This is a genomic window from Clostridium senegalense JC122, assembly GCF_000285575.1.
GTDB classification, from domain to species: Bacteria; Bacillota; Clostridia; order Clostridiales; family Clostridiaceae; genus Clostridium_J; species Clostridium_J senegalense.
In genome coordinates, this window is the sequence record NZ_HE611054.1 from 44,678 (window position 1) to 66,355 (window position 21,678).

Genomic DNA, 21,678 nt, shown 5'->3' on the forward strand with positions numbered 1-21,678 from the left:
ATTTTGTTGCTTTGTTGCATTTTTTGTCATCACTGCCTGACGACAATATTTATTATAGTGTAATATCAAACTATTGTCAACAGTTTTTTTATAACATGCAATTTTCCTTTAACGCTAGTATTTTCAACGTTTAGTAAACTTTGGTTTTTTGTCAGAATTTTTAAACTTATTTTTTTCTGAATTGTTTTATGTGATTTTATTCATTTTCACTATGAATCTTCTAGGTTTCAAAGGTAAATTTGCATTTTATATTTTTTATCATTCTTATTTTAAGCCTTAATATATGATTAGGAATTATATACTTATATTGTGCAAAAATTCAAAATTTAAACTACAAGTTAAAAAAAAGAGTGTTCAACACTCTTTTATTTTATATTAATAACTTTTTTTATTGTAGCCACGGCCTTTATTATCTTGACTTCTTTTTAAATCTTGAAATCTTTCTTCACTGTCTTTTAGAAATTTAGACATTCTATCCTCAAATGAAGAAGATCCACTTTTCGATTTTTCCTTATCCCAATCTATTTCCATAGGTTTGCAAGATTTTTTAGGTACTCCCGCTTGCTTTATAGATAAACTCATTTTTCCATTGTCATCAACTGAAATTACTTTCACTTTAACAACATCATTTTCTTTTAGATGTTCTCTAACATCCTTTACAAATACATCTGATACTTCCGAAATATGGACAAGACCTGTTTTTCCTTCCACTTCAACAAAAGCACCAAAATTAGTTATGTTCACTACTTTACCTTCTACTATACTTCCAGCCTTTAAGGTCATATTAAAAAGACTCCTCCTTAAATAATGTTTTAATTTATATATTATGTCATCTACAGTATATTACGCTATAAACAACATAAAGTCTATTTTTCACTTACACTGTTGTCTATTACAGGAGTCTCACCGTCTTTAATAAGTCCTAGTTTTTCTCTAGCCAATTTTTCAATATACTTATCGGTTTTGGATAGCTCAACTTCATCCTGTAATTTTTTATTTTCTTTTTTTAATCTGTCGTGTTCTACAGTGTAGTTTGTTAGTTCTTTATTCTGCCTATGCATTATAACCTGTTGTTGAATTAAAACGTAAGATATATATATACCTAAACATCCTAAAATTATATATTTACATTTTTTATTTTTAAACACAATACTCACCACCCATAGACAAATAAAAAATAAGTACTAAGAATATATTTGCAATTATAAAAAATTAAAATATACTTATCATTAACATATAAGTATATTTTAATTTGTATTGTTCATTTGTTCAAGATGTTTTATGTTAATTTTTTATTTTTCCTTTTACTCTATTTAAACAAATTCTTACAGGATAAGACAAAATATAAAAAATTCTTCTTATAAACGTTGATATTCCATACATTACCTGTCTTAACATGTCTATAAACGTTCTGCTAATAAATTTTATATAAATAAATAAACCTAGTGCAATATATATAAAAATATTAAAATCCATGTATGCATAATTAGTGTACATCATAAATAAGAACACTATAGATCCTGTAGCTGTCCAAAATAATATGTCCTGAATAGTTGTTATTATTTTACCAACATCTTCAAATCCACGAATTATTCTGTAAATATCGAAAAGTACTCCTATTATCATACCACTTAAAATGCTAAAAATTAAGAGTGATACTTGTCTCTCCATTGTAAATAACATAATTGTTACCTAAAAAGCTTTGATAAAGCCCCTTTTCCCTTTCTTGGTTTTTTTTCATCGCTTGTGTATACAATATATGTTATTTTGCCACTAATCATAACATCTCCATTTTGCACATCTAGTTTATTCATTTTTAAATTTTCGCCTCTTATGTCCATTGCACCCAAAACAGTGTTTAAAAGTATTTGTTCTTCATCAAAACTTATAATTTCTTCAACACCATCTATGGTCATTCTTTTTCTTGAGTCTAAGGTTAAGTAACTTTTTTTATCTTCAATTTTATTATTTTTATTTTCCATATAATCCTCCCTGAATACTTACTCCCTATTAATAAATATTGTATTCATTCAAGATATATGCAAACAAATATAATTTTTTAATATAAATTACTACTCTTTATCTTCTTCACCAGATATAATTTCATACATATTTTTAGCATCTTCTTTTGTAACATGACTTGCTATATTTATAATTCTTGCTTTTAACACTTGTGTTGCAAACTGTATTTCAATTATATCCCCTTCTTTAACTACTGTTCCTGGCTTTGCTACTTTCCCATTTATTAAAACTCTTTGGTTTTCACAAACTTCTTTTGCAACTGTTCTTCTTTTTATTATTCTAGAAACTTTTAAATACTTATCTAATCTCATTCTTCCCACCTCAAAATTAATATTATATATTTATTATAATTGCTTTTGTATATAAAAAAAACCTAGAACTAAATCCAGGTTTTTTCTTTTAAATTTATAATAAATTATTTATTTACTATATCTTTAAATTCTTTTCCAGCTTTAAATACTGGTGCTTTTGATGCTGGTATATCTATTTCTTCTTTAGTTCTTGGGTTTCTTCCTTTTCTAGCTGCTCTTTCTCTAGTTTCGAAAGTTCCGAATCCTACTAATTGAACCTTTTCTCCTTTTGATAATGCCTCTTCAACACTCTCTATGAATGCTTTTAAAGCAGTCTCTGCATCCTTCTTTGTTAAACCTGATTTTTCTGCCATATTTGTAACTAATTCTAATTTGTTCACGATTGTACCTCCTTAATATTAAAACGCTTCTTCATTCACAACTTCATTTATCGTTGAGTATAAGATAGCATATTATAAACATGTTTTGCAAATAATTTCTGCTTTTTTATTTATTGTAAAAGTATTTAATATTTACATACGTTTAGCTTCTTCCCATAACTCATCCATTTCTTCAAGAGTCATATCTAAAAGATCTAAACCTTTTTTTATTGCACACTCTTCTATAAACTTAAAGCGATTTATAAATTTATCTATAGTATAATTTAATGCAATTTCTGGGTCTATGTCAAGAAGTCTAGCAACATTTACCGCAGCAAATATTAAATCACCTACTTCTTCTAGTATTCTTGACTTATTTTCGCCATTATATACATCTTTTACTTCATTTAACTCTTCAATTACCTTATCCATAGCTGGTTTTACATCTGCCCAATCAAAACCTACTTTTGCAGCCTTGCATTGAACCTTGTCTGCTCTTAAAAGTGCTGGTAAAACCTTAGGTACGCTTGTAAGTTCATCAGTGTAACTTTTATACTTTTTCTCTTCTTTTTTTATTTCGTCCCAATTTTTTAGAACTTCTTCACTATTTTTAACATTTACATTACTGAATATATGTGGATGTCTATTTATCATTTTATTACAAATAGTTTCTATAACATCATTTATGTTAAAATAACCCTCTTCTTTGCCTATTTGGCTATGGAACACTACTTGCAGTAATACATCTCCAAGTTCTTCTGTAAGTTTCATGTCGTCTTCTTCATCTATAGCTTCTATAACTTCATAAGTTTCTTCTATTAAACATCTTTTTAATGATTTATGACTTTGTTCTAAATCCCATGGACATCCATCTTCGCTTCTTAGAGTATCCATTATATTTAATAAATCATAAAAATCTTTTACTTCCTCTAGTTTTTTAGGTATATAAATTGATGTTAAATAATCTATATCTTCTTGTCTATCAAGCTCATATAATTTTATTTTTCTTATGCTTTCTAATCCTTTAACCCCAGCTGCTCTTACAAAATATATCTCTGTTTCATCTTTGTAATATTCTAGCAGCGCAAGCTTTGTTTCTGATGCTATAAATTTATTATATACCTGTGTTATTATAAGTCCTACTCTTTTATCTAAAATTTGATTTTTTATATCAAAAGCGTCTATTATTTTTATCCCATTTATAGGATCTAACTTTAAACTTTCCATAACAGCATCAACAAAACTAACTGCTGGTAATATCTCATAGTCTATTTTTAATTCTTCACATTTTTCTATTAGCAATGTTACAGAGTTTTCTGCAACTAATGGATGGCCTGGTACTGCATAAACTATATCATTTAAACTATTATGTTTATTTATTATGTCATCAGCTATAGATTTATAAACCTCATCAAAACTTTCACTGTTTTCATATGCACTATCATAGCTATTAAACTTTACACCTAAAGATTTTAAATATTCTACATTAGGGTGTTTTTCTGTTCTAAAAAATACATTTTTACTATCTCTTAAAAGCTCTAACGTTCCAATGGTAAGCGCTTCTTTTGCTCCTGGTCCTAATCCTACTATTTTTATCAATTGTTTCACGCTCCTGTCTAAGTCATAATCAAATAAATAATAGACCAAATATACTTTGAATCTTTAGTTTATTATTTCTTTTCATATACCTAATTTTTTATAAATTTGCCTTTAATATCTTCAATCTCAAACACTTTTAATGTTATAATTGCCACTAAATATATTATTACTCCTGCAAAAATAGAAAATAAACATGCTATTGTATTACTTATTGTATACTTATAGACAGTATTATAGACAAAAACAACTGAAAAAGCCATAAGTAATGTACCAATTGCTGGTTTTAACAAAGTTTCCACTAAATCTATTTTTGTATTAAAAATTTTTCTAATTTGAATCATATTTAATACAACGGTGACTATATACCCAACCATTGTTCCTATTACTGCACCATATATATTTAAAACAGTTATAGAAACTAGCATATAGCTAATTACCACCTTTATTATACATCCTATAGCTAAATTATATACTGGTCTTAAATAAGCTCCTACGCTTTGTAATAGCGCTGTTGTTGTTTGAGTTATTATTACAAAAGGTATTGTTAATGATACAAATTTAAGAATATTATATCCTGCAACATCCTTTAAAAATATTAAATGCATTATAGGTGCTGCTAGTGTATATAACCCCACTGTACAAGGAAGTGCTATTACAAAAGAAAGTTTAAAGGACATTTCCACTCTACGTTCTAGCTCAAATCTTCTTCCTGTTGAATATGCTTCTGATATTATAGGTACCAAAGTTGCACATAATGCCATAGATAGAGCTAGTGGTACGTTAGATAATGTTAATGCTTTTCCTGTCATTTGTCCATAAAGAATTGCACTTTCTTCTAAAGTAAAACCTGCTACTAATAAACGCTCAGGAACTATTATTGAATCAATAAGTGACATCACAGTACCTACTGCTGCTCCTATGGAAATAGGTAATGCAGCCTTTGCAATTTCACTTATCATACTTTTAGTTTTTAAATTTTTATTTACTCTTTTTATAGGTCTTTGTCTCATATATGCAATAACTAAATATATACTACCTAAAATCCCTCCAATTACTGTTCCTAGTGCTGCACCACCTGCCGCAAAGGCTATTCCTTTAGGTAATAATAAGTAAGCAAATAAAACTCCTCCTATAACTCTTCCTAACTGTTCAACTATTTGAGATATACCTGTATATGTCATATTCTGCATTCCTTGAAAAAATCCTCTAAATGTACACATAATACAAACAAATATTGGTGCTATTGATATTGCAAGAAAAGCTATATATGAATTTTGATGCCATTTTAATCCTGTTATTATTGGTTTTGCAAAGCTAAACATAATAGCTGATGCAACTATTCCTATTGGAATCATAAACATTAGTGTATCTTTTAAAATTCTTTTAGTTCCTTCATAATCATTTTTCGCATTAACTTCAGCTATAATTTTAGACATAGCTATTGGTATACCTGATGCTAAAGCTACAAATGTCATATATAAAGGATATGACATTTGGTAGTAACCCATACCTTCATCACCTATTAACCCTTGAATAGGTATTCTAAAAAACAGTCCTAAAAACCTTGCAAATATACTTGCAAATCCCAGTATCACAGTACCTTTAACCAATGATTGCTTTTTCATAATATCCCCCCAATTAGTATTCAACCACTATTTTAAAATAGTAAATTTCAAACTTTAATTTTTATCGTTAAATTTACATCTACGTTTTAAACCATTTATAAGCAATAAGGTTGTCCTTATTTTAATTTATTTACTATTCAGTGCGTTTATTACTTTAAGTGAAATATTAATGTATTTTTTATTTTATTTAGCTTGTATGTTTAATACAGTGATTTTTAGTCAATAGTAATAGATGTAGTTGGAAGACAAAAAAATAATGGCATATAAATGCCATTATTGTTCCATTTGTTTTCCTAAGAAGGCGGATGCTGTTTCAGCTAATTTTAACTCTAAATCTCCAAATTTTACATTTTCCTCTTTAGAAACTATTATTACTGCTCCAATAGCATCGCCTTCTGCTATTATAGGGCTAATAACTTGAGATTTATATGTATTTTCATCTTCACTTTCATATAATGGTATAACTTTTTCTGATCCTTCGCCTAAAATTACAGCTCTACGACCTTCCATTAAGTTTTCCACTTCATTAGTAACTTTTTTATCCATATATTCTTTTTTAGAACATCCACTTACAGATATTATGCTATCCTTATCTGCAACAATTACTATATTACCTATTGTTTGTTGAAGTGCTTCTGCATATTCTTTTGAGAATTCACTTAATTCTTCTATTGGAGAATATTTTTTTAATATAACTCCACCTTCTCTATCTGTAAATATTTCTAATGGATCTCCTTCTCTTATTCTAAGAGTTCTTCTTATTTCTTTAGGGATAACTACACGACCTAAATCATCTATTCTTCTTACTATTCCTGTTGCCTTCATCAATGATTCCTCCTCTTTTGAAGTTAATTGTTTTATATTATGCTATTATTATCCTTCTAAATTTGAAATTTTATACACATTTATAAAAATTTCATTTTAAATGAAAAAAAGAAGCTATAACTACAGTTATAACCTCTTTTTATTTATATTATTTTAAATTTTTTTCATATGTTTTTATATTAGCTTCTTTTTGCCACTTTTCTGCTGTTTCATTCCAAGTAGTTTCTTCTTTTTGTTTTTGAAGTTCTGTTTTTATTTCTTCTTTTACTTTATCAAACGCTTTAACTGGATACTCTTGTTTATCATAACATTTAATAATATGATATCCCCATTGAGTATGAACTGGTGCTGTAGTGTAACTTCCTTTTGTTAATGGTTTTGCAAATTGCATAAACGTAGCATCAAATCCAGAGTTTTCAAATTCAACCCAACCTAAATCTTCAAATCTATTAGCAGAAGTTTGTGCGTCTTCTTTTTTACTATCATCTGTTTTTGCTGCATCTTTTTCTGCTTGTTTAGCTTTAATATCTTCTCCTACTGCATCAAAATCTTCACCTTTTTTTAATCTCTCTATTACAGCATTAGCTTCTTCTTCTGTTCCAACTAATATATGTTTAAGATTTGTTTTGTTTGGTTGCTCTGTGTATTTATCCATATTAGAATCATAATGAGCCTTAATTTCTTCATCAGTTACCTTAACATCTTTAACTACCGCATCATGAACTTTATCATATATCAATTTATTTCTTATATTATTTTTTAAACTTTCTTCTGTTTCTCCAGTTTGTTGTAAAGCAGCTTTAAATTTATCTTCACTATCAAAAGAATCAGTTATAGTTTTATATTCTTTATCTATTTCAGTTTTAAATTCTTCTTCTGTTGGCATAACTTTTAGTTCTGTAGCCTTGTTTTGTAATATTTTTTCTCCTACAATTTGGTTTAACATCTGAGTTCTGTATTGAGTTAAAAGAGTTTTTCCTTCTTCAGATTTTAGGTAATCTTCACCTTTTTCTTTAGTTATTTGAGATTCTATAGATTTCATTCTAGCATCTACTTCGGACCTTTTTATTTTCTCCCCATTAATTTTTGCAACAGTTGACTTAGCAACACCTTCTGGAGTTCTTTCTATTAAATTACATCCTACTAAAGAAGTTGTCATTGCAGCTATCAAGCATGTAGCTACTATTTTTTTAACACTTTTCACAATTAATCCTCCATTCAAAATCATCTAGTCATTATATAAACATCTATTTAAATAAAATTCCTCTGATTATTTTAATTTATTTTTATTTCATATGTGTGACATTTGATTTTATTTTAGCATAAAACTTTATATTTTAAAACATTTACCATTTATACAATTTTATGTTTTGTAACTTTACTATTTTTTTTCATTTAAACTTTGCATAAATTTTACAAGTTCTATTAAGTTATCTAGAAGTTTTTCTTTTTTATCTTCTATTATTTTATACGACATACCAGGTGTCTCACCTATTTTGAAGTTAATTTTCTTAATATATTTATCCAAAATACCATTTAATATATTTTGAGTTAAATATTTTTTATTTTCAAAAGTTAGTACAACTTCTTTTTTGATTTCTTTTATCTCAATTATTCCAACTTCTTTAGCTAAAAATTTAAGATATGCTATATTCATTAAATTATAAACTGTTGGAGGTATATCAGAGAATCTATCTTCTATTTCTTCTTGCAGTTCCATCATATAGTCATAACTATCAATTGATGCAATTTTTTTGTATACTTCAATTTTCTGTGTTTCATCAACTATATAGTTAGATGGGATAAATGCATCAATTTTTAAATCTACAGTAGTTTCTATAGGTTCATTCTCTATATCACCTTTTATTAGTTTTATAGAATCTTCAAGCATTCTACAATATAAATCATAACCTACTACTGCCATATGGCCATGTTGTGATGAACCCATTATATTCCCAGCGCCTCTTATTTCTAAGTCTCTCATAGCTATTTTAAATCCAGACCCTAACTCCGTAAAATCTTTTATAGCTTTTAATCTCTTTTCTGCAACTTCTGTTAAGACTTTATCTTTTGTGTACGTAAAGTAAGCATAAGCTATCCTATTACTTCTTCCAACCCTTCCTCTTAACTGATAAAGTTGAGAAAGTCCCATTCTATCTGCATCATATATAATCATAGTATTAGCATTTTGAATGTCTATCCCTGTTTCTATTATAGTTGTACAAACAAGCATATCATATTTGTAATCAGTAAAATCTAGTATTACTTTTTCTAATTCTTTTTCTGTCATCTGACCATGACCTATTCCAATTCTAGCTTCTGGAACTAATTTCTGTAGATAAGCAGCCATATCTTTTATTGTTTCTACTCTATTATAAACAAAAAGTATTTGTCCATCTCTATTTAGTTCTCTCATTATAGCATCTCTAATTAACTGCTCATTAAACTCTACTACATATGTTTGTACTGGATATCTATCCTCTGGAGGAGTCTCTATTACACTTATATCCCTTACTCCTGTTAAAGACATATGAAGAGTTCTTGGTATAGGTGTAGCTGATAATGTTAATACTTCTACATTCTTTTTAAGATTTTTTATTTTTTCCTTATGAGTAACTCCAAATCTTTGTTCCTCATCAACTATTAAAAGACCTAAATCTTTAAATTGAACATCCTTTTGTAGTAATCTATGTGTTCCTACTAAAATATCAACATTTCCTTCTTTCAATTTTTTTAATGTTTCCTTTATTTGTCCAGATGTTCTAAATCTACTTACCATATCTACTTTTAAAGGAAAATCCGAAAATCTTTTAACCATATTTTTATAGTGTTGTTGTGCAAGGATTGTTGTTGGTACTAAAAATGCAACTTGTTTTCCTTCCATAACACACTTAAATGCAGCTCTTAATGCAACCTCTGTTTTACCATAACCAACATCACCACATAATAGTCTATCCATTGGTTTGTCGCTTTCCATATCCTTTTTAATATCCTCTATTGATGTTAACTGGTCTGGTGTTTCTTGGAATGGGAATTCATCTTCAAACTGTTTTTGCCAAACTGTATCCTTTCCAAATTTATGACCTTTTATTTGTGCCCTTGTAGCATAAAGTTTAACTAAATCTTCAGCTATATCCTCTATGGATTTTTTAACTTTAGTTTTAGCTTTTATCCATTCACTTCCACCTAATTTATTAACCTTAGGTGGACTACCCTCTGAGCCTATATATTTTTGGACTAAATCTAATTGCTCTGCTGGAACATATAGTGTATCTCCATTGTTATAGCTAAGCTCTAAAAAGTCCTTTTTATGCCCTTGTACTTCTAATTGCTTTATCCCTTTATATACACCTACACCATGATTTGCATGTACTACATAATCACCTAATTTAAGCTCTGTAAAACTTTTAATTTTACTTGCACCTTTAACATTTTTACGTTTAACAGATGCTTTTCTTTTTGATTGTCCAAAAACTTCTTTATCAGATATAACGCATACTTTTAAATCTGGACATTCAAAACCTTTTAAAAGGTTTCCAAAAGTTACTACAACTTGACCAAGTTCTATATTATCTACAATATCTTTATAAACAGCCTCTATCTCTCTATCCCTTAGAGTTTGAATAAGCCTTTCTCCTCTTGTTCTTGTTCCCGATAATATTAAAATTCTATAACCATTTTTCTTTTTTTCTTTAATATCATCTATAAGTAAATCTAACTGTCCATGATAATCACTTATTGTAATTTGAGAAAAAGAAGATATAGTTCTTGGTTTTAATATTTTATGTGATTTAGCAATAGCATCTAATGTTATAACCTTTTCATTTTCTAATATATCTATTGCTTCTTCTTTAGACATTAAAAGTTGTGCTTGTTTTGGCAGTATATTTCCTCTTTTTAAAAAAGTTTCATAATTTTGCTCAAATTCAAAATAAACACTCTCTAACTTACCATTACATCTTTGAACATCATCAACTAAAATAAAGCAATTACCAATATAATCTAAAAGTGTTGACATCGTTTTATAAAAATACGGTGTATAACTATCTATAGTTTCAAAAGTCCATGTTTCCTTTAACGACTCTAGATTACCAGAAATTATAGCATTTAAACGCTCACTAGCATCAAAATTCTTATTTTTTTCAAAGTTTTTCATTGATTCCGCAAAATCTTTTTCTATTTGCTCATATGCAAATTTTATGCTTTCTTCATCTGTTATTATTTCTTTTGCTGGAAATATATTAACAGTTTTAACTTTTTCAATACTTCTTTGGCTATCAACGTTAAATGTTCTTATAGAATCTATTTCATCATCAAACCATTCTATCCTGTACGGGTATGCCCCTACCGGTGGAAATACGTCTAATATACCACCTCTTACTGAAAATTGACCTTTAGATTCAACCATCTCACATCTTTCATAACCACATTGGATAAGTTTTTCAGTAAGTTCCGTCATGTCCACTACTTTTCCAACTCTTAATGAAAAGATATATTTTTTAAACATATCTACTGGAGTATATAACCCTATTATGGCATCTATAGGTGCTACAACTACTTGGGATTTGTTTTTTATTATATTGCTTAGTATCTTAAGTCTTTCCCATCTAACATCACCAGATATAGCATCTGCATTATAAAAAACAACTTCTTTAGATGGAAAATAGAAAACTTTATCTATATATAAATTTAAATCTTCATAGATATTTTTAGCTTCTACATCACTATGTGTTAATATTAATATTTTTTCATTTACATTTTCATATACAGCATTTATCAAATAGCTTTTTGAAGATTCCGAAAGTCCATAAACTCCTATTGGAAATCTATTATTTTCTATACTTTTTGATATTTCTTTAAATTCTTTACTATTCCTTAATGGCGACATAATTCCATTTAATCTCAAAAGTATCACCTCTACTTTAAAAACTTTAACCTAGCCTCATATATGATTTTAGGCTAAAATTTTAAATTATATTATGTTTACAGCAATCTTTTAAATAACTAAGTTTATATTTTTTTATAAAAACTTTTGTTAATTAAATTACCACTTATTTAAATTTTAAATAAGGCATATAAAAAAATAACAATTCAACTATATATTCTTCAATACAACAAACTTAAAGCCATTTATAGTAGCACTATATATGACTTTTAACTATTAAGTATTACGTAAAATAAACAATAGTTCAAACTTATTATCTTTTGAATATGCCTAAATATAGACCTATAGTGGTTGGGCCTTAAATCCATTAAATTTGTTCATAGCCTCTGCAGTACTTTCAGATATTATTGTTTCTACTGCTCCTATTGCTGGTTTAAAAGTTTTCTCTAATGATTCTCTTTCTTCTTTTGAAAACTTACCTAATACATGATTAACTAAATCACCTGCTGGACCTCCAACACCTATCTTTACTCTTGGAAAAACATCTGTACCTAAATGAGCTATTATATTTTTAATTCCGTTGTGTCCACCAGCACTTCCTTTAGGTCTTATTCTAATATTTCCAACTTCTAAGCTTATATCATCATAAATTACTATTACATTATCATTTGGTATTTTATAAAAATCACAAACCTCTCTAACACTTTCACCACTTAAATTCATAAATGTCTGAGGTTTTAAAAGAATTACCTTTTCACCATTTATGTTTGTTTCTCCATACATACCTTTAAATTTTTGCCTATTAACATCAATATTATACTCATTTGCTAACAAATCTATAATATCAAAACCTACGTTATGCCTTGTTTTATCATATTTATCTCCTGGGTTTCCAAGTCCAACTACTAAATACATACTTACCTCCAATTTTTCTGCCGTTAATCTATATATTTTATACTAATTCTCATTTATTAAATTCTAAGGTTATTCATTTATCAAGTAAGAAATTTTAAAATTAACATTACTAATAGTTATAGATTTTAATTTTTAACTCTTAACTAACTATATATAATTTAACCTATTTTATCATAAGTTATATTATATAACAAAAAGTAAAAATACACACTAAAACCTATAAAATAATATTATAGGTCTTAAAACATTAATTTAAATTTAAATACAAAAAACGGCCTATAGCCGCTTTTTATAAAAAATGTACAATATATTTTAACATCTGTACTTATTATATCATTCTGTAATATCCTAATTTCACATTTATAAGCTCACATTGCCCATTTTTAAAAACTTTACATACTACAATGTCGCCTTCTTTGCAATTTTTTATACTTCTATTCAAATCTTCAATTTCTTTTAACTCAAAATTATTTATAGACATAATGATATCTGTAGGTCTTATGCCTACTTTATAGGCATCACTGTCTTGTATTACATCTTTAACATATATGCCCATAATCCCATCATCCTTATCTTTGGCAATAGCTTTTTCTCCACTAACACCTAATCCTAATTTTAATGGGTCTCCTTTTTTCATAAGTACATCAATTATTGCTTTTGATTCTTTTATAGATATAGCTAAACTTTCATTAGTACCTTTTTCTGAGTAATTTAAAAGATTATTATTTATTCCTATAAGTTCTCCTTTTAAATTGCAAAGTGGAGATCCACTATCCTCTACAGAAATTATAGTACTGCTTTTTATAGCTGTATAACCTATAGGTTTATTTGTTTGTCTATCCATAACAGATACTCTTTGATTAGCATTTTTAATGTCACCAAAAGAATAATTGCCTTTAAAAGAGGTTGCAATAGGATTTCCCATAGCTATAACCTCATCACCATTGTTTACCTTTGAAAAATCTCCAAAGGCTATAGGTGTCAATCCTTCTGCTGATATCTTTATAACAGCTAAATCTAAAACAGCATCTACACCTATAACATCAGCATAATAAACCTTATTATCATATAATTTTACTTTTATATCATCTGCTTTATTTATTATGTGTTGATTTGTAACAATATACCCATCAGAACTTATAATCGTTCCTGCACCACTATTTATTTCTGAGTTTTCATCACTACTCACTTTACTTATAGAAACCACAGATTTTGCTAACATATCTGCAAGTTCCTGTAGTGCCTGCTTTTTATCCGGTGATATAAGGGCCTCTTCATTTAAAGAGTTTTCATTCATAAAATTTTCAAATTTATAGTCAAATACCATTTTCGAAGTAATTGCTCCTGAAAGTGAAGCTATCAATATATATATAATCACATTAGTAATTTTTTTATATATATGTTTTTTTTGTTTTTAGCCTTTTGAAATCTAATATCACTACTTGTATATATCTGTGAATCAAATCCCAATTTGTTATTATCCATATAGCTCCACCTCCTTTAAGCCATTTAAACTAACGTTAATGTAAATGTGAACATTACTCCATTTTCTGTATTCTCTACCCAAACATCCTCATCTAACATATTTATTATTTTCTTTACAATAGATAATCCAAGACCAGAACTAACTCTATTAGTTCTCGACTTGTCCCCCTTATAGAATCTTTCCCATATGTTTTTAAGTTCTTCTTCATCTATATGGCTTGCTGAATTCTCTATTGATATATAAGCTTTTCCGCTTTTAGTTGTACAAGATAGATTTATATGAGTACCTTCTTTTGAATGCTTTATAGCATTATCTAATAAATTTAAGATAACTTGGAATATCCTATCTTGATCCCCATAAACTAAAAGTTCGTCCGATTCAAAAATTACATCGACGCTTATCTTTTTCTCTTTTATTTTACCTTCATTTTTTAATATACTAAGTCTTATTATTTCATTAATATCTATTTTTCTTAACGCAAGTTTTATTCGTCCTTCTTCTATAGCAGACATATCCAAAAGGTCATTTACAAGCCTTGCAAGTCTTTGAGTTTCTTCATAGGCAATTGTTAGATACTGGCTTTCCTTTTCTTTTGGAACCACTCCATCTAGTATACCCCTTATGAATCCATTTATAGATGTAATTGGTGACCTAATATCATGCGAAACATTACAAATAAATTCTCTTCTATTCCTATCAACTTTTTCTAGGGAATCTGCCATAGAGTTAAATGCCTTTGCAAACTGTCCAATTTCATCATTACTACTTATCTCTACTCTTTTCTCTACATCTCCATTGGCAATTTTTTTTGCAACAGCACTCATATTTTGTAATGGCTTAATTACAATTTTATCGGTGAAAAAATAAATTATTACTATGGATAAAACCATAACAATTCCTGTTGATAACCAAATTATTTTATATATGTGACTTAAAGAATCTTTTAGATAATCCATAGATATATCAACTAATATAAATGATGATATCTCATCATTTTTATCTTTTATATCTCTCATTAAAACATAATCACCTTTTGAAAATAGTTGATTATCTTTTTTTACTTCTTTTAGAGTATTCTTTTCCCCAAAATCATTTAATATAACTTCTGTATCTGAAAATATTTGCTTTCCAACTAAATCTTTACCTTTTTCAGCTGTTGAGACAAATATATACCCATTCCTATCTATAAGATATACATTTTCATAAAAATATTTACCTATAAACTCTAATGATGAATTTAAATCTTCATAGCTTAAATTTCCATCGCCTTCAACATAACTTAATGATAAATCTTCAACTATTTTTATATGTTCTAATACTTCTTGCTGTTTTCTTTGTATATAATAATCATTAAACCAAATGGACAGGACAGTAGCTATTAGCGATAAACTCAAAAATATTATAACAGTATATATAAATACCATTTTGGAGAATAGGTTCTTTTTTATCATTATTTCACCTCAAATTTATATCCTACACCCCAAACAGTCTCTATTTGCCAGTTAACCCCACCTGCTATTTTTTCTCTTAATCTTTTAATGTGAACATCTACTGTTCTTGAATCTCCAGGATAGTCATATCCCCAAACTTCACACAATAACTGTTCTCTTGTAAACACTCTATTTTTATTGCTTGCAAGATAATAAAGTAATTCAAATTCCTTAGGTGGCATTTTAACTTCTTCATTTTTATATACAACACTATAGGAATTAGCATCTACAATTAAACTATCATATGTTATTGTTTCCTTACTTTCTGATTCCATTGTATACCTTCTTAAAACAGCCTTAACTCTAGCTATTAATTCTTTAGGCTCAAATGGTTTTACTATATAATCATCTGCACCAAGTTCTAAGCCTAAAACTTTATCAAAAGTTTCCCCCTTAGCCGTTACCATTATAACTGGTGTTTCACTATCTTTTCTTATCCATTTTAAAACATCCATTCCGTCTACATATGGTAACATAACATCTAATATTACCAAATCCGGTTTAAAATTTAAAAAACTTTCCTGAGCTTCCTTACCATCATGTGCAGTTTTTATACAGTAACCTGCACTCTCTAAATACATTTTTATTACCTCGCAGATGTTTTTATCATCATCTACTACTAACACTTTTGCAATTGAGCCTTCCATCACACATACCTCCTAAGCTAACATACTTAAATGCGCACTATTTATTCTTATTTTTTCTATTACTTGTATAAAAATCCAATTAAAAATTATATTTTATTTTTAAAATTGGATATAGAAAATCTATCATTCTTGAGTAAAAGTACCTATTTAATATAATATGGTTTATTACATATTTTAAGTCTCTATTCCTATTATACTTGGTACAAGCTATAAAATTAAGATTTGTTACAAAATATTCAAAAATTGTTCGTAAATTAAGCTTATTACTTAAAAAATACATAATTTATTAGTTAGAATTCTATACTTTTTATGATTTAAACTATTATTTTATAATTTTAACCGTTGTTTTTTGATTTTTCTGTAAATTTTTCTTATCATTATTATACTTTTTTCTTGTTTAAAATAGAGGCACAAAATACCAAAGAGATAATTCTATTAGATATTTGTGCCTCTACCTTTGTATCCATTATAATATATACTTACGTTTTAATAAATTATAATATTATTTTTTTATTATTAATCAAATAATTTACTTACAGATACATCTTCATATATTCTTTTAACTGCTTCTGCGAATATTGGTGCAACTGATATTGTCTTAATCTTATCAATTTGCTTTTCTTCTTTTAATTCAATTGTTCCTAAAACAATAAGTTGTTTTATTGAAGAGTTTTCTATTCTTTCTATTGCTGGGCCAGATAAAACACCATGTGAACAGCATGCATAAACTTCTTTAGCACCTCTTTCAACTAGTGCATTTGCTCCATTACATATAGTTCCTGCAGTGTCTATCATATCGTCTATAAGTATAACTCTTTTACCTTTTATATCCCCTATTATGTTCATTACTTCACATACATTAGCTTTTGGTCTTCTTTTATCGATTATTGCTATTGGTGCATTTAATCTATCTGCAAAGTTTCTTGCACGAGTTACACTTCCTAAATCCGGAGAAACTACCACAACATCATCTTGATCTTTAAAACCATTTTCGATGAAGTGTTTAGCTAGTATCGGTGCACCTGTTAAATTGTCAACTGGTATATCGAAGTAACCTTGAATTTGAGCAGCGTGTAAGTCCATTGTTAATACTCTATCTGCTCCTGCTGCTGTTATTAAGTCTGCAACTAATTTAGCTGTGATTGGATCTCTTGCCTTAGCTTTTCTGTCTTGTCTTGCATATCCATAATAAGGCATAACTGCAGTTATTCTTCCTGCTGATGCTCTTTTTAAAGCATCAATCATTATTAAAAGTTCCATTAAATTGTCATTTACTGGTGAGTTTGTTGGTTGAACAACAAAAACATCAAGCCCTCTAACTGTTTCTGCTATATTAACAGATATTTCACCATCGCTGAAGTGCCCAACTTTTGACTCCCCAACTTTTAATCCTAGAATATTGGCTATGTCCTCTGCTAACTTTGGATAAGAATTTCCTGTAAAAATCTTAATGTTTTTACCATGCGATATCATATGTAGTCCTCCCATTTTACTTATTATTTTTTGTTAACCCAATTTTCTTTATTTATTTGCCTTGCTCTTGCTATAGCTAAAGCGTTTTCAGGCACTTTTTCTGTAATAGTTGATCCTGCTGCAATGTAAGTGTTACTCTCTACTTCAACTGGAGAAACTAAGTTTGTATTACAACCAATAAATGAATTGTCTCCAACTATAGTTTTATGTTTATTTACTCCATCGTAGTTCACTACCACTGTACCACAACCAAAATTACAGTTTTTACCTACTTCTGCATCACCTATGTATGTTAGGTGAGAGACTTTTGTTCCATCTCCTATTTGAGATTTCTTAACTTCAACAAAATCTCCTATTTTAACTTTATTTCCTATAACACTTTGTGGACGTATATATGCAAATGGTCCTACTGTTGTTTCTTTTCCTACTGTACTTTCCATTATTACTGAACTTTGAATTGTTACATTTTCTTCTATTATACTGTCTTTTATTCTACATCCTGGGTAAATTACGCAATTATCTTTTATTACAGTTGTTCCTTCTATAACGTTATTTGGATAAATAATTGTATCTTTTCCTATTTCAACATCACAATTTATATAAACATTATTAGGATCTATTAATATAACTCCATTTTCCATGTGTTTTTTATTAATTCTTTTTCTCATTATCTCTTCTGCAACTGCAAGCTCTACTTTAGAATTTACTGCTGTAATTTCATCAACTGGAACATCTACAGCTCCTACTTTTTTTCCTTCTTTTTTTAGTATTTCTATTACATCTGTTAAATAGTATTCTCCTTGATTGTTATTATTATTTAATTTTGATAATGTAGATAATAATGATTCTATATCAAAGCAATACATACCAGAATTTATTTCTTTTACCTTAACTTCTTCTTCATTACAGTCTTTAAATTCTACAATTTTTTCAACTTGATTTTCTTCATTTCTTATAATTCTTCCATATTTAGCTGGGTTTTCCATTATTGAAGTTAATATAGTTGCACTATACTGATTTTCTTCATGATAACTAAATAATTTTTCAACTGTAGTTTTTGTAATTAATGGGCCATCTCCTACAAATATAGCTACTGTTCCTTTTTTACCTTTTAAAAAGTCTTCAGCACACATTACTGCATGGCCTGTTCCTAATTGTTCCTTTTGAACAGAATATTGAACTTTTCTACTTTCAGTACCTGCTTTTACTTTTTCAGCACCGTTTCCTATTACTACATCAATATCCTCTATATCACACTTTCTTAAAGTATCTATAACGTGATTTATCATTTCCTTACCGCAAACTTTATGTAACATTTTTGGAATGTCTGACTTCATTCTCGATCCTTGTCCAGCGGCTAATATAATGGTACATTTATACACTTAAAACACCTCTTTAAATAATCTATTTCTTAATATGAATAAGTTTTTATAAAATATGTATTAAATATTCATTACGTTATATATTTAATATAAAATTAATGATATATCATTAATAATTATACTTCTCTTTTATTTAATTTTTATATATATAAATTTCAACTATTTAATTTTCTATTAATTTTGCATAAAATTTTTTAAGCAATAAATTGCTTTTAAATAAATTTGTAAAATATTATTTATATCCTTATTAATTATATTTTATATACTAATGTTTTGCAAATAAAAGTGAATATTTTTATACTTTTATGTGAAAAAGTACACCTTTTTTTGCTAATTAATCCTCTTTTTTAACATAATTTGTTACACTTTTTTCTTTTTTTTGAATAAATTATACATTTTAAAGCATAAAAAAATAAAAAGGAGTGTACTCCTTTTTATTTTAAACTTCACTCTATTCTGAATCTGATTCTACTTTAGGTTCTTCTTGTATAACCCTTTCGTATTCAGTAAGAATAGCTGTTTGTATTTTTTCTCTTGTTTCTGTATTAATTGGGTGAGCTATATCCTTAAACTCTCCATCTGGAGTCTTTCTACTAGGCATAGCAATGAAATAACCATTTTGGCCTTCTATAACTTTAATGTCGTGTATAACAAACTCATTATCGAAAGTTATAGAAACTATTGCTTTCATTTTTCCCTCTGTGGCAATTTTTCTTATTCTAACATCTGTAATTTGCATGAATTCCACCTCCAAGCTGTACTATAAGAGTATTATTCTCCATATTTTTCAAATTTCCTTCTTTTTGTTGAATAATTTTTTATTTTCTGTATTTTCTATCTCTTATTCGAATTCTACTTATCTATATGCGAAAATTATCATCCATTCAATTACAATTAATTTATAAATCTACATTTGCCACTACAATAAATTCTTTTTAAAAACTTAATTTGATATAGGGTTTCAAATTAAGTTTTAAACTTATTAATTTATCAAATGAGAAAACTCAAATTAATATTTTATCAATAACTAACAGATTATTTCAGTTAAGAGTTAAAAGTTGCAACGCTTCGCTAATTAAAAGTTAATAGTGAATAGTTAAGAGTTACGGTTATTATTACTCTCTTCGTTCCTAGTAATGCTAAACGTATTTTTTTATATAAATTTGCAATGCAAATTATATTTATAGATTTAAAAGAAAGTGGTTGCCACTTTCTTCCTGAACCCTTAACTATTAATTCTTAACTCTTAACTACCTAAAGCTGTGCTTGTTTTTTTAATACAATAAAAATTTGTATTCCTATAAAGTACGCTTATCAGAAGGATTAACCATAGCTCTTCCCTCTTGGTTTATTCCATTAAATTCAATTATTGATATATAATTATCCATTAGCTTTTCTTGGCCTTCTGAATTGTTATCTACTAACACTCCACACGCTAAAAGTTCACTATCAAATTCTGAAAGCAATTCTTTTATACCTTTGGCAGTTCCTCCACCTCTCATAAAATCATCTATAAATACACATTTACTATTTTTTTTCATTGCTTTTCTTGAAAGTGACATTGTTTGTATTCTCTTATTTGTTCCTGATATGTAATTTACATAAACACTTGCACCTTCTGTAACTTTATTTCTATTTCTTACTGTTACTAATTGAACTCCTAAATTTTTAGCAACTTCATATGCTAGTGGAATTCCTTTAGTTTCTATTGTTACAACATAATCAACGTCTAAATCCTTAAATATTGATGATAATATTTTTGCTGCTGGAACTATTATGTTTGGATTAAATATTAAATCAGTAACATATAAAAAGTCTCCAACCATAACTCTATCTTCTTCACTTGCTATTTCACAAAGTTTATTTTCAAATTTTTCTTTTTCTTCTTCTGATATGTCTACAGTAAATTTTATTCCTCCAGCTGCTCCTGAAACAGTTTCAACTTTACCTTCTGACAATTTTTCTAAAGTCTCTCTAACAATAACTACGTCTTCACTAACTGTTGACTTTGCAGCATTAAACATTTCTGTAAATGTATTTAAGTTAACCACTTTATTTGGTGTTTCAGTTAAAACTTTAGTTATTCCTACTATTCTTTGGTTTCTACTAAACTTATCACAATCTCTTCCCATATTTAACTACCTTTCTGAATAAGAATTTTAATAAATTTATATAAAAATCTATACTACATCTCGAATAAAACTGATATGATTTCTTTCACCTTATCATTACATATATAATAATTAACTTCAAGACCATCTCTATTGCCTTTTATTATACCTGCAGATCTTAATTTTTGTAAATGTTGAGAAACTGTAGATTGAGGCAAATCCAGACAATTTTGCATGCAAGTTACATTTCTCTCACCTTGATCTAATAACCCTTTAACTATACACAATCTAACTGGATGTGCTAGTGCTTTTAGTATATCTGCATACTCTACATACAATTCTTTTATATCCTTATTCATAACATCAACAACCTTTCTACCTATAATATAAACTTTTAAATAATATCTATATATTATAATCTTTAAATATAACCATCGTGCTACATCGATTTATAATTTCTAACCTAATATAGTGAAATATTTACATGATTAAGTTACCTTTAAAGTAAATTTTAAGATTAAAATCTTTTATATAATACAATATTATCA

General features: G+C 27.7%; 20 protein-coding genes. All 20 read right to left on the reverse strand.

Going from position 1 to position 21,678, the window contains the following annotated elements; all coding sequences use genetic code 11:
- Nucleotides 1-375: 375 nt before the first annotated feature.
- Nucleotides 376-783 (reverse strand): S1 domain-containing RNA-binding protein, encoded by a 408-nt coding sequence (locus CSGHG_RS16235; RefSeq protein WP_010297702.1) that lies wholly within the window; start codon nucleotides 781-783, stop codon nucleotides 376-378.
- 83 nt (nucleotides 784-866) lie between these two features.
- On the reverse strand, nucleotides 867-1,148 hold the full coding sequence (locus tag CSGHG_RS16240) for an FtsB family cell division protein (protein WP_010297705.1): 282 nt from the start codon (nucleotides 1,146-1,148) through the stop codon (nucleotides 867-869).
- 136 nt (nucleotides 1,149-1,284) lie between these two features.
- On the reverse strand, nucleotides 1,285-1,683 hold the full coding sequence (gene yabQ, locus CSGHG_RS16245; RefSeq protein ID WP_010297708.1) for a spore cortex biosynthesis protein YabQ: 399 nt from the start codon (nucleotides 1,681-1,683) through the stop codon (nucleotides 1,285-1,287).
- Between the two features lie 5 nt (nucleotides 1,684-1,688).
- On the reverse strand, nucleotides 1,689-1,982 hold the full coding sequence (gene yabP, locus CSGHG_RS16250; protein ID WP_010297712.1) for a sporulation protein YabP: 294 nt from the start codon (nucleotides 1,980-1,982) through the stop codon (nucleotides 1,689-1,691).
- A 90-nt stretch (nucleotides 1,983-2,072) separates the two neighbouring features.
- Nucleotides 2,073-2,333 carry an RNA-binding S4 domain-containing protein gene (locus tag CSGHG_RS16255; protein ID WP_010297715.1) on the reverse strand — a complete coding sequence of 87 codons (261 nt, stop codon included), beginning with the start codon at nucleotides 2,331-2,333 and terminating at the stop codon, nucleotides 2,073-2,075.
- A gap of 104 nt (nucleotides 2,334-2,437) precedes the next feature.
- On the reverse strand, nucleotides 2,438-2,713 hold the full coding sequence (locus CSGHG_RS16260) for an HU family DNA-binding protein (RefSeq protein ID WP_010297719.1): 276 nt from the start codon (nucleotides 2,711-2,713) through the stop codon (nucleotides 2,438-2,440).
- A 132-nt stretch (nucleotides 2,714-2,845) separates the two neighbouring features.
- Nucleotides 2,846-4,291 (reverse strand): bifunctional methyltransferase/pyrophosphohydrolase YabN, encoded by a 1,446-nt coding sequence (yabN, locus tag CSGHG_RS16265; RefSeq protein ID WP_010297722.1) that lies wholly within the window; start codon nucleotides 4,289-4,291, stop codon nucleotides 2,846-2,848.
- Nucleotides 4,292-4,380: 89 nt separating this feature from the next.
- A complete protein-coding gene (locus CSGHG_RS16270) occupies nucleotides 4,381-5,916 on the reverse strand; it encodes a putative polysaccharide biosynthesis protein (protein WP_010297726.1) in 1,536 nt (511 codons plus the stop codon).
- 273 nt (nucleotides 5,917-6,189) lie between these two features.
- Nucleotides 6,190-6,741 carry a stage V sporulation protein T gene (gene spoVT / locus CSGHG_RS16275; RefSeq protein WP_010297729.1) on the reverse strand — a complete coding sequence of 184 codons (552 nt, stop codon included), beginning with the start codon at nucleotides 6,739-6,741 and terminating at the stop codon, nucleotides 6,190-6,192.
- Nucleotides 6,742-6,889: 148 nt separating this feature from the next.
- A complete protein-coding gene (locus tag CSGHG_RS16280; protein WP_010297731.1) occupies nucleotides 6,890-7,945 on the reverse strand; it encodes a peptidylprolyl isomerase in 1,056 nt (351 codons plus the stop codon).
- 177 nt (nucleotides 7,946-8,122) lie between these two features.
- Nucleotides 8,123-11,647, reverse strand: coding sequence for a transcription-repair coupling factor (gene mfd, locus CSGHG_RS16285; RefSeq protein ID WP_010297736.1), 3,525 nt, complete (start codon nucleotides 11,645-11,647; stop codon nucleotides 8,123-8,125).
- 321 nt (nucleotides 11,648-11,968) lie between these two features.
- A complete protein-coding gene (gene pth, locus CSGHG_RS16290) occupies nucleotides 11,969-12,541 on the reverse strand; it encodes an aminoacyl-tRNA hydrolase (protein ID WP_010297738.1) in 573 nt (190 codons plus the stop codon).
- A 328-nt stretch (nucleotides 12,542-12,869) separates the two neighbouring features.
- The gene (locus CSGHG_RS16295) at nucleotides 12,870-13,919 is read right to left on the reverse strand and encodes a S1C family serine protease (protein ID WP_155844782.1); all 1,050 of its coding nucleotides are present in this window, start codon (nucleotides 13,917-13,919) and stop codon (nucleotides 12,870-12,872) included.
- A 131-nt stretch (nucleotides 13,920-14,050) separates the two neighbouring features.
- Nucleotides 14,051-15,478 carry a sensor histidine kinase gene (locus tag CSGHG_RS16305; RefSeq protein WP_010297744.1) on the reverse strand — a complete coding sequence of 476 codons (1,428 nt, stop codon included), beginning with the start codon at nucleotides 15,476-15,478 and terminating at the stop codon, nucleotides 14,051-14,053.
- Nucleotides 15,478-16,164: a response regulator transcription factor gene (locus CSGHG_RS16310; protein ID WP_010297747.1), complete on the reverse strand. Its 687-nt coding sequence runs from the start codon at nucleotides 16,162-16,164 to the stop codon at nucleotides 15,478-15,480. The genes CSGHG_RS16305 and CSGHG_RS16310 overlap by 1 nt, the downstream gene beginning before the upstream one ends.
- Before the next feature lie 516 nt (nucleotides 16,165-16,680).
- The gene (locus CSGHG_RS16315) at nucleotides 16,681-17,637 is read right to left on the reverse strand and encodes a ribose-phosphate diphosphokinase (protein ID WP_010297752.1); all 957 of its coding nucleotides are present in this window, start codon (nucleotides 17,635-17,637) and stop codon (nucleotides 16,681-16,683) included.
- A gap of 23 nt (nucleotides 17,638-17,660) precedes the next feature.
- Complete coding sequence (gene glmU / locus CSGHG_RS16320; RefSeq protein WP_010297756.1) at nucleotides 17,661-19,019, reverse strand: bifunctional UDP-N-acetylglucosamine diphosphorylase/glucosamine-1-phosphate N-acetyltransferase GlmU; 1,359 nt, start codon at nucleotides 19,017-19,019, stop codon at nucleotides 17,661-17,663.
- 451 nt (nucleotides 19,020-19,470) lie between these two features.
- Complete coding sequence (gene spoVG / locus CSGHG_RS16325; RefSeq protein WP_010297759.1) at nucleotides 19,471-19,758, reverse strand: septation regulator SpoVG; 288 nt, start codon at nucleotides 19,756-19,758, stop codon at nucleotides 19,471-19,473.
- A gap of 559 nt (nucleotides 19,759-20,317) precedes the next feature.
- Nucleotides 20,318-21,151: a pur operon repressor gene (purR, locus tag CSGHG_RS16330; protein WP_010297763.1), complete on the reverse strand. Its 834-nt coding sequence runs from the start codon at nucleotides 21,149-21,151 to the stop codon at nucleotides 20,318-20,320.
- 53 nt (nucleotides 21,152-21,204) lie between these two features.
- Nucleotides 21,205-21,489, reverse strand: coding sequence for an ArsR/SmtB family transcription factor (locus CSGHG_RS16335; protein ID WP_010297766.1), 285 nt, complete (start codon nucleotides 21,487-21,489; stop codon nucleotides 21,205-21,207).
- Nucleotides 21,490-21,678 lie beyond the last annotated feature (189 nt).